Genomic DNA, 9,814 nt, shown 5'->3' on the forward strand with positions numbered 1-9,814 from the left:
TGTAAGGCGCTTTTATTTTAACCATTAAAAATCAGCTTTGATTACAACTGCGGATTGTCTATCATATGCTTCTCACGAAGTTTTTGGCGCAATACTTTACCAACGTTGCTTTTTGGCAGCTCAGTCACAAACTCAATATAACGTGGACATTTATAGCCGGTCATATTGTCTAACGCAAACTCTTTAATGGAGCTTGTGGTGACATTATTGTCCGCAGGGACGACGTAGATTTTGACCGCTTCACCTTGGTTCTCATCAGGGATACCAATGACAGCACAATCAATAATGCCGTCACAATCAAGCATGACCGATTCAATCTCATTTGGAAACACATTAAACCCTGATACCAAAATCATGTCTTTTTTACGATCTAGGAGTCTAAAGTAGCCTTTTTCGTCCATGCTGACAATATCGCCTGTGCGGAAGTAACCATCTTTGGTAAAGTCATCACTACTGTCTCTATTGAGATAGCCTGAGGTGACGTTAGGTCCTTTGACACACATCTCGCCCGCTTGATTGGCGCCGACCGGATTGCCCTCGTCATCGATAATAATGACATCCACACTAGGCACAGGGACGCCAATCGTACCATTAAACTTACGATCAGTGATGACATTAGCGGTACCAACAGCCACCCCTTCTGTCATTCCCCAACCCTCAATCATAGGGCAGCCTGTGGTCTCAAGCCAGCGTCTGGCTGTTTGCTCAGTCGCTGCCATACCGCCTGCTTGTGAGATACGTAGCGAGCTAAAATCTAAGTTTTTAAAGTTCGGATTGTCAAGTAAGCCTTTAAATAAGGTATTGACCGCAGGGAAAATATGGAACGGCTGTTTGGATAACGTTTTAACAAACCCTGGTATATCACGTGGGTTAGGAATCAAGATGAAGGTATAACCGGCACGCATACCCAGTGAGCTTAGCATAAAGGCAAAAATATGATATAGCGGCAATGCCATCACCATATTGATATATACCTCATTAATCTCAGAGGTAATAGGGCGAGTCCAAGCCTCAGACTGCATAGCGCCTGCGACGATATTACGCTGAGATAAAATAGCGCCTTTAGACAGCCCTGTTGTACCACCGGTATATTGTAAAAAGGCGGTTTGACTCAAAGACAGTTTTGGCTTTTGGAACGACAGGTTTTTGCCTTTTTTGAGTACATTAGGGAATTTGGTGACGTCGTATTTTGGGTCGTCCAGATTATACTTGGGTACCAAGCGTTTGACCTGACGGATAATGGTATTGACCAAAATACCTTTTAGACCCATCATATCGCCCATTTTTGATAGGACAATGTGTTTGATATGGGTTTCTTCAATGACCTGCTCAAGTGCCTGCGCAAAGTTATCGACGACAAAAATAACCTGAGCGCCAGAGTCGTTCAATTGATGGCGCAGCTCGCGACCAGTATACAAAGGATTTACAGGGGTACAGATATAACCGGCGCGCAAAATGCCAATCATCGTTGGCAAGTACTGCGGCACGTTTGGCATCATAAGAGCAACCACGCTACCTTGGGGCAGACCTTTTGCCTGTAACCATGCAGCAACCGCGATAGAGGCTTTATCAACATCATCATAGGTATGAGTGACGCCCATACAGATGGTCATCGGATGCATGCGAAAGCGATCGAAGCACTCTTCATATAGCTCCATGATACTGCTATATTTGTCTGGATCAATCGTCTTTGGCACACCAGTGGGATAATTTGCAAGCCAAGGTTTGTTTGGCGTCATAGTCAGCGTCCTTGAAATATGAGAGAGGTTAAATGTTGCTAGCTAAGCAGTCAGGTCCGTGTCAATAAAAAAACAGCGCTGACATAAAATTGTCACTGAATTTGATAACATCCTTATTTATTGACAGACTACTGGTTGTATTGGTTTATCTGGCATCAATCAATAGTAAAAATAAGTGTTTTGTTAAAAAGCTAGATAATAAAGCTTAAAAAACAGCTGAGTGAATTTTTACCGATTATCTGCCACAAAAAAATAATATATCAAATATATAATGATACATTTAAGCAATACGTTAGCATGAATATCGCTCAAGGAACTACGATGATAAGAGTACTGCTCAGTACAGCTAGTATTCTTTTATGTGAATATAATATGACTTTACTTACGACCTCCATAGAAAGAGCAGCTTTTTTTAAAAGTATTTAAGAAATTAATTGTTATAGAAGCTATTTATTAGCTGCTGAACTAGCTTGCTCAATAGCTACACGTAGTTTGTTTGGTACGCGAATAGGGCGCATTGGCGCGGTATTGATGTTGGTTTTATGTGACCCATCATTATCTATAGCATCCGGTGTGATTTGGTTTTGTACGCAGGCGACAACGATTTTAGTACTGCTTAGCAAAATGGCTTTAGAGTTATCAGCAGTGTCATTCTGAGCGGGCTGACGATAGATACTTTGATAAAATACAATGCTAGCAGGTTTGATCTCAACGTTATCAATGCGGACATTAATGACTTCGTCTAATAAAATAGCGCGTTTATATTGTAAGTCCGCTTGCGTGACGACAAAATGCTGAATCTGACCGTCATTGGTCTCCAAAAAATAACCATTTAAACCAAGCTCAGTAAACCAATCCCGGCGGCAGTTTTCAAAGAACACCAAGTGATTGGCATGATAGACTATACCGCCAGCGTCAGTATGATTGATATAGACCTTATAGTTGGTCGCAAATAATGGTGTGGTTGTAAGAGGCTTTGATACGGAAGTTGAATTTTTATCGTTTGCTTTTGTCATAATAATGCTCAATAGATTTTTAATGATAAGGTGTTATTAGTTGATTAGATACCGCTGTTCGATAAGTAGTCTTTTATAAAAATAATGCTGAATAGTGATAGACAGCGATGAGGTGAGTGCGCATAGATTGAGAGCGTCAGATGGTCAATAACCACTCTCACTCAAGATATAAAAGGGCGCAACAGTGGCGCTTTCTAAGTCTGCTATCATAGCGTATTTATCTTAGATCGGTTTATTAGCATACCCTAAAACTTTTTTATCAAAACTGTTATTCAAAATAGCATTGCTTATAGAAGTACCGTTTTTTCATTTATTAGTATAGGATAATTTATGACCCGTTTTGTTTGTTTTAATATCAATGGTATCCGAGCCCGCCAACATCAGCTGGAGGCGGTGCGAGATATTATCGATCCTGATGTCATGGGTCTGCAAGAAACCAAGGTACATGATGAGCAGTTCCCCTTAAAAGATATAGAAGGCTTGGGCTATCATGTTGAGTATTTTGGACAAAAGGCACATTACGGGGTAGCATTATTATCAAAAGTTGCGCCTATTTTTGTGCAAAAAGGCTTCCCGGGAGAAGATGCAGAGGCGCAAAAACGTTTTATTCATGCGCGTTACGAGTTTGATGGGCGTGAGATTGATGTGCTCAATGGCTATTTTCCACAAGGAGAGAGCCAAGATCATCCGACCAAATTCCCGATGAAACGCGCCTATTATGCCGATTTAATGGCATATATTGATACCCTAAAAGCAGAAGGGCGCTCGCTGGTGATTATGGGTGATATGAATATTGCCCCAGAAGATATCGATATCGGAATCGGTGAAGTAAATGCGAAGCGCTGGTTAAAAAACAGGAAAACATCCTTTTTGCCAGAGGAGCGTGAGTGGTACCGTAATCTGATGTCACGTGAGCTGACCGATACCTACCGTTTGCATTATCCAGAAAGTACCGAATTATACAGCTGGTTTGATTATCGTAGTCGTGGTTTTGACGATGATCCTAAGCGTGGACTGCGCATCGATCACATTTTATGTACGCCTGATTTGGTTGAGTGTTGTGTTGACGCGGGTATCAGCTACGAGCTGCGCGCTATGGAAAAACCCTCTGATCATGCCCCCATTTGGACAGCATTTGATTTAAATAAAGTATAATATTTTTGGCATGATAGGCAAAACGGTATCACCAATAAATATGAATAAATAAGGATTGAGCTATGGCGGTTGGTAATGTTGCAGTACCTGAGACGATTTATCCTATTGAAGGCATTAAATTAAGCGCCACCGCAGCAGGTGTCCGTTATAAAGATCGAGATGATCTCGTGGTCATTGAAATAGCGGCTGATGCAGCCACGGCAGTTGTGACCACCAAAAACACATTTTGTGCAGCGCCTGTCCGTATATTGCGTGAGCACTTTGCTAAAGCGACACCGCGTTATTTGGTAACCAATACGGGTAATGCTAATGCGGGTACGGGTGCTAATGGTAAGCGCCGCGCCGCAGATATTTGTGCGGCATTGGCTGCCAAAGCTGGCGTGGATAGTGATACGGTATTGCCATTTTCGACGGGTGTGATTGGCGAGCCGCTAAATAGTGAGGCAATTATCGCAGGTTTAGATAACGCATTAGCCAATCTAGCGCCTGATAATTGGCTTGCTGCCGCGAACGGTATCCGCACCACAGATACCATTCCAAAGCTTGCCAGCCAAAAAGTAGATATTGCCGACACTAGCTATCATATTACTGGCATGTCAAAAGGCTCAGGCATGATACGTCCAAATATGGCGACCATGCTTGGCTATGTGGCAACTGACGCCAATATCGCCGCTGACTTATTACAAGAGATGTTAAGTGCTATCAATGAGCAGTCTTTTAACCGTATTACGGTCGATGGTGATACTTCGACCAATGACTGTTGTGTATTGATAGCGACAGGTGCGGCGAGCTCAGATGTCATTGACAGCCCTGAGCATCCTCACTATCAGCCGGTGTTCGAGGCCTTAGCTGAAGTTTTTATACGCTTGGCACAATTGATCGTACGTGATGGTGAAGGCGCTACTAAGTTTATGACGGTAAAAGTCACAGGTGGTAAAACCACGCAAGAGTGCTGCGATGTTGCATATGCGGTTGCGCATTCACCCTTGGTCAAGACGGCATTTTTTGCCAGTGATGCCAATTGGGGACGTATATTAGCCGCTGTCGGTTATGCTGGTATTGAAGATCTGGATACTGAACAAGTCGATGTCTATTTAGACGAGGTGATGATATGTCAAAACGGTGGTGTGGCATCAAGCTACAGGGAAGAGGCTGGCAAGATGGTCATGAGTCGTCCTGAGATTACCATTCATATCGATCTTGCGCGCGGTGATGCCCATGACACGGTATACACCTGCGATTTATCTTATGATTATGTCAAAATAAATGCGGACTATCGTAGCTAAACGATTTTGATACTTATTAATAAAAAGCGCTCAGAGTCATTATGATTCTGAGCGTTTTTTTTATCTAAAACTTCGAAGTAAGAGTATTAAAAGTGGGATATTTGTGTCAATAATAGCAAAAATACTTATTTACTATTGATTAACATGCGTTGCAAAAGCTGACGTTACGTTACAAAGCAGTTGTAGAGCTGCAGTTACCTTGCACCCTATACTGATTGAGTTAATGATAAGTGCTATCTAAAAACGTTTATTCTAAAAAGAGTAAAACGTAGCCAAAAAACACAATAACTACGAATAAATTGAGGATTTTATAATGAAAAAATTAGCATTAGCAGCAGTAATGACGACGTTTGTTTTGTCAGGTTGTTCAACGATGGCGACAGATGATGCACGTACTATGGTCGTTGAAGGTCAACCAACAATTGTGAAAGTCATCAACATTCCAAGTTTCAAAATAGAAGTTGCTCCACTCAAAGCAGTTTGTGAGCTACAAGCTTCTAATGGCTCTATGATTGAGTCAGAGTGCTTGCAATATCGCCAAACCTATCAAAAGAACTACACGCCTTTAAATGGCAGTATTCAAGGCTTTACTTATGAGCCAAACTATCGTTATATTCTTGACGTTCGCCAAGAAGCGATGATGGATGAAGTCACTAACAAAGTTAAGCCTGTTTGGATACTAAATGAAGTGGTATCGAAAAAAGCAGAATAATTGCTAATCGATCAATCACTATAGTTAGTTTAAAAAAAGACCTCTAATCAATAGAGGTCTTTTTTATAATGAGCTTTTATGTCTCTCATACAATCAATAATTACCAAAATATTAACATTGGCTATATTTTACGCTGACCCCATGAGTGGCAGTTGGTATGCGATTGTCGGCATATACCGCCAATCCACCGCGAGACGTTTCTTTATATTTATCCAGCATATCAGCGCCAGTCACTTTCATGGTTTCAATGACTTTGTCTAAAGAGACAAAATGTTGACCATTGCCACGGCAGGCAAGACGCGCAGCATTGACCGCTTTGACTGCGCCCATGGCATTGCGCTCGATGCAAGGAACTTGCACTAAGCCGCCAACAGGATCGCAAGTCAGACCCAAATTGTGCTCAATACCAATCTCGGCGGCATTAAGGCATTTGGCAGGATCGCCACCTAGGATCTCTGCCAGTGCAGAGGCCGCCATTGCACAAGCTGAACCGACTTCGCCTTGACAGCCCACTTCAGCGCCTGATATTGAAGCGTTTTGTTTGATTAAGCTGCCAATTGCTGTAGCATTTAACAAAAACTTGCGCGCGCCATCAAGGCTATAGTTTGATAAAAAATCGCGATAATAATGCATCACTGCAGGAATGATACCTGCTGCCCCATTGGTAGGAGCGGTGACCACATTGCCACCATTGGCGTTTTCTTCATTAACTGCCAAAGCGTATAAATCAATCCAATCCATCGCCACCAATTTGTCATTTTTCGCAATGGGTTGGTCTTTTTCAGCGCATAGCTGTACATATAGGGCCTGCGCACGGCGTCTCACATCTAAGCCACCCGGTAAAATACCGCTGTTCTGGCAGCCACGGGTCACACAATCTTGCATCGACTCCCAAATAGAGTCTAAATACGCGAACACTTCTGACTGCTCGCGGTAATGGCATTCATTTGCCAGTACCAGCTCGCTTACACTTAAGTGATGCTGACGGCATTGCTCTAACAGCTCTGCAGCACTATTAAAAGGATAAGGAATCATATCGATAGTCGGTGTGGCGTTGTCTTCATCAGGATTGGTCGCATCCTCTTCATTGATAACAAAGCCGCCACCGACAGAATAATAGGTCTGCTGATAGTGGCTATCATCTGCCAAAGACACACGAATAGTCATGGCGTTCGGATGATAGGGAAGGACGGTTTCATCATACCAGTGAATATCACGAGCGGTATCAAAAGTAATAACGTGCTCGCCTGCGATATTGAGCTGATGGTCTGAAAAGATCGGTGCCAGATATTCACTGGTCAAACGTGTATCAATGGTACTAGGTGCATGACCGAGTAAGCCTAGCAATATAGCAGTATCTGTAGCATGCCCTTTACCAGTTGCCGCAAGCGAACCATACAGCTCAATCTCTAAAGACTGGATGTCGCTCAGGTTGGTTTGCTTTAGGAGTGACTGCACAAATAAGTTAGCCGCTATCATAGGTCCAACCGTATGAGAGCTTGAAGGGCCAACGCCGATCTTAAATAAATCAAAGACACTAATCATAATAAGTTACCAAAAATAAAGGGGATTCAGAAAAACCGCATAACAAAGACCATGGCGCCCATATAAAATGATAATGGGCAACAATAAATAATAATTATCGATCATCGATAAATTTAGTACATTGTCTATGGAGATGTTTAAACGTGTTCGTTCGAGTGACGGGTAAATAATAGCTGTTGTTTATTATTAAATTCCGTTATGATGCTCGGCATCAACGCTTATGTAACATCCTGTAAGTTAGCTGTCGTTATACAATACAGGGTATGAGCAGCTAAAGCGATGAATTTAGTAAAGCATATCTTAGTCAATACAGCTAGAAAAATATAGTGATTCTATAAGATAAGGCCTAATATTAGGATATCTCCAAACAGCTGATTGGAGATATCAAGAAAGTGTAGAAAAACATAGCAATAATAAGCGTATTCTTGCGAAACAGTAATATTCAGCGAAAATAGACAACCGTCTCATATAATAACCATTGCTTATCACAGCACTTAAAGTAAACCCCATTGTTTGTCACCTCTTTATTTATTTAAGCTATTATTAGTCTGTATCATCAGTGAGTTATTATTAGCCTGTTATTATTAGCTTAAGCCCATAGGACAATCGCGCATGATAACCCCTCCCGAAAACTCGTCTCAATCAACGCTGCATAATCAAAAAGAACCATTAACGCCAAATGCCTTAGAAGCAGCAGGTATTGAGGTTGCAACTAATTCTGCGACAATGAATTTACCGCACAATCCAGACTTTGATAATGGTCGCTGGTTTCCAATATGGCGTCCGTATAGTGGTGATTTGGATCGTGATCCGGTCGGTATCAATGAGTATTTACCGCCTTCCAAAAGCATGCTACTGGGTATACAGCATACCTTTGCAATGTTTGGGGCGACCGTGCTTGCGCCATTATTGATGGGCTTTGACCCTAACTTAGCTATTTTGATGTCTGGTATTTGTACGGTGATGTTTTTTATGATTACCGGTGGACGTATGCCAAGTTATTTGGGATCGAGTTTTGCTTTTATTGGTCCCGTCATTGCCGTGACGGCATATGCTGACGTAGGGTTTAATGCCAATCTGAATGTTGCACTCGGCGGCATTATGGCCTGCGGTATTATTTATGCATTGATAGGTCTGCTAGTCATGAAGACGGGTACAGGCTGGATTGAGCGCTTGATGCCACCGATTGTTACCGGTGCGATTGTAATGATCATTGGTCTTAATTTAGCGCCCGTCACCATTCAAGGAGTATCTGCCAACCAGTTTGATGCATGGATGGCCACGCTGACGGTATTGCTGATCAGTGGGGTCGCGGTATTTACCCGCGGCATGCTACGCCGTTTGCTGTTATTAGTTGGCTTAATATTGTCTTATATCGCTTATTTTGTGATGACTAATATACTGGGCTACGGCGTGCCGATTGATTTTAGTGCTGTGTCGGCGGCGTCATGGTTTGGTCTTCCAAGTATTCATGCGCCGCGTTTTGAGATGAGCGCCATTATATTAATTGCACCCGTTGCCTTTATTTTAGTTGCTGAAAATTTGGGACATTTTAAAGCGGTAGAAGGCATGACGAAAGCGCGAGTCACGCCTTATATGGGGCGCGCCTTCTTTGCTGATGGCTTAGCGACGACTTTTTCGGCAGGTTTTGGTGGGACAGGAGTGACGACTTATGCTGAAAATATCGGTGTGATGGCGGTAACCAAAGTATATAGCACGACTATTTTTGTCGTAGCAGGTTTGGTTGCTATCATGCTGGGCTTGTCACCGAAATTTGGCGCGATTATTCAAACCATTCCACCCGCATTATTGGGCGGTGCCTCTATTGTGGTCTTTGGTTTGATTGCGATTGCTGGTGCGAAAATTTGGATAGACAACCATATCGACTTTAGTAAAAACAGCAATCTTATCATTGCAGCCGTCACTGTTATCATGGGAACCGGTAACTTTAGCTTACATCTAGGCGGCTTTGATTTGGGTGGTATCGGTACGGCTACCTTGACGGCAATTGTCCTCAACGCCTTGTTTAATCGTCAAAAAACGTAGTTCTTAGCGATCTTTAGCTTAAAATGACTCGCTATATTGATAAGTAAAAGCCACAATATTTATTGTGGCTTTTTTCTATTATGGCGCTTATTTATGATGGTTATCATAGCCAAGCTTTATTTATAATCACGCTTATAAAACCGTGCAAAAAACCGATAACGGCGTAGGGCACGTTGAGCTATGCTGAAGAAACCGTAGAGGTAAACTTGGTAAACTAAGCGTATTAATCGGAGTTTATCATGATCAAGAAAGTAAGAATCTACAGTGACGAATTTAAAGCAGAAGCTGTCAAGAAGATATCAGACAATAATGGCA

General features: G+C 42.3%; 7 protein-coding genes. 4 read left to right on the forward strand and 3 right to left on the reverse strand.

Annotated features, from left to right (window positions below; genetic code table 11):
* Window positions 1–41: 41 nt before the first annotated feature.
* Window positions 42–1,739: an AMP-binding protein gene (locus tag ABYU67_RS02185; protein WP_372843379.1), complete on the reverse strand. Its 1,698-nt coding sequence runs from the start codon at window positions 1,737–1,739 to the stop codon at window positions 42–44.
* Between the two features lie 446 nt (window positions 1,740–2,185).
* Window positions 2,186–2,755: a thioesterase family protein gene (locus ABYU67_RS02190; RefSeq protein WP_372843380.1), complete on the reverse strand. Its 570-nt coding sequence runs from the start codon at window positions 2,753–2,755 to the stop codon at window positions 2,186–2,188.
* 330 nt (window positions 2,756–3,085) lie between these two features.
* On the opposite strand from ABYU67_RS02190, the gene xthA reads away from it, so the two are divergent.
* The 3 genes from xthA to ABYU67_RS02205 all read left to right on the forward strand — a co-directional run bounded on the left by xthA (window position 3,086) and on the right by ABYU67_RS02205 (window position 5,908).
* On the forward strand, window positions 3,086–3,910 hold the full coding sequence (gene xthA, locus ABYU67_RS02195; protein ID WP_372843381.1) for an exodeoxyribonuclease III: 825 nt from the start codon (window positions 3,086–3,088) through the stop codon (window positions 3,908–3,910).
* Between the two features lie 62 nt (window positions 3,911–3,972).
* On the forward strand, window positions 3,973–5,196 hold the full coding sequence (gene argJ, locus ABYU67_RS02200) for a bifunctional glutamate N-acetyltransferase/amino-acid acetyltransferase ArgJ (protein WP_372843382.1): 1,224 nt from the start codon (window positions 3,973–3,975) through the stop codon (window positions 5,194–5,196).
* A gap of 313 nt (window positions 5,197–5,509) precedes the next feature.
* Window positions 5,510–5,908 carry a DUF4377 domain-containing protein gene (locus ABYU67_RS02205; protein WP_372843383.1) on the forward strand — a complete coding sequence of 133 codons (399 nt, stop codon included), beginning with the start codon at window positions 5,510–5,512 and terminating at the stop codon, window positions 5,906–5,908.
* A 111-nt stretch (window positions 5,909–6,019) separates the two neighbouring features.
* On the opposite strand, the gene ABYU67_RS02210 is transcribed toward ABYU67_RS02205, so the two are convergent.
* The gene (locus ABYU67_RS02210; protein ID WP_372843384.1) at window positions 6,020–7,453 is read right to left on the reverse strand and encodes an L-serine ammonia-lyase; all 1,434 of its coding nucleotides are present in this window, start codon (window positions 7,451–7,453) and stop codon (window positions 6,020–6,022) included.
* A 612-nt stretch (window positions 7,454–8,065) separates the two neighbouring features.
* On the opposite strand from ABYU67_RS02210, the gene ABYU67_RS02215 reads away from it, so the two are divergent.
* A complete protein-coding gene (locus ABYU67_RS02215; RefSeq protein WP_372843385.1) occupies window positions 8,066–9,499 on the forward strand; it encodes a solute carrier family 23 protein in 1,434 nt (477 codons plus the stop codon).
* The last annotated feature ends 315 nt before the right edge of the window (window positions 9,500–9,814 follow it).

It is taken from the genome of Psychrobacter sp., assembly GCF_041554015.1.
GTDB lineage: Bacteria > Pseudomonadota > Gammaproteobacteria > Pseudomonadales > Moraxellaceae > Psychrobacter.

Bases quoted from the DNA above. Each gene is read 5' to 3' on its own strand.
- ABYU67_RS02185 (WP_372843379.1), bottom strand. From the start codon at position 1,739: ATGACGCCAAACAAACCTTGGCTTGCAAATTATCCCACTGGTGTGCCA.
- ABYU67_RS02190 (WP_372843380.1), bottom strand. From the start codon at position 2,755: ATGACAAAAGCAAACGATAAAAATTCAACTTCCGTATCAAAGCCTCTT.
- xthA (WP_372843381.1), top strand. From the start codon at position 3,086: ATGACCCGTTTTGTTTGTTTTAATATCAATGGTATCCGAGCCCGCCAA.
- argJ (WP_372843382.1), top strand. From the start codon at position 3,973: ATGGCGGTTGGTAATGTTGCAGTACCTGAGACGATTTATCCTATTGAA.
- ABYU67_RS02205 (WP_372843383.1), top strand. From the start codon at position 5,510: ATGAAAAAATTAGCATTAGCAGCAGTAATGACGACGTTTGTTTTGTCA.
- ABYU67_RS02210 (WP_372843384.1), bottom strand. From the start codon at position 7,453: ATGATTAGTGTCTTTGATTTATTTAAGATCGGCGTTGGCCCTTCAAGC.
- ABYU67_RS02215 (WP_372843385.1), top strand. From the start codon at position 8,066: ATGATAACCCCTCCCGAAAACTCGTCTCAATCAACGCTGCATAATCAA.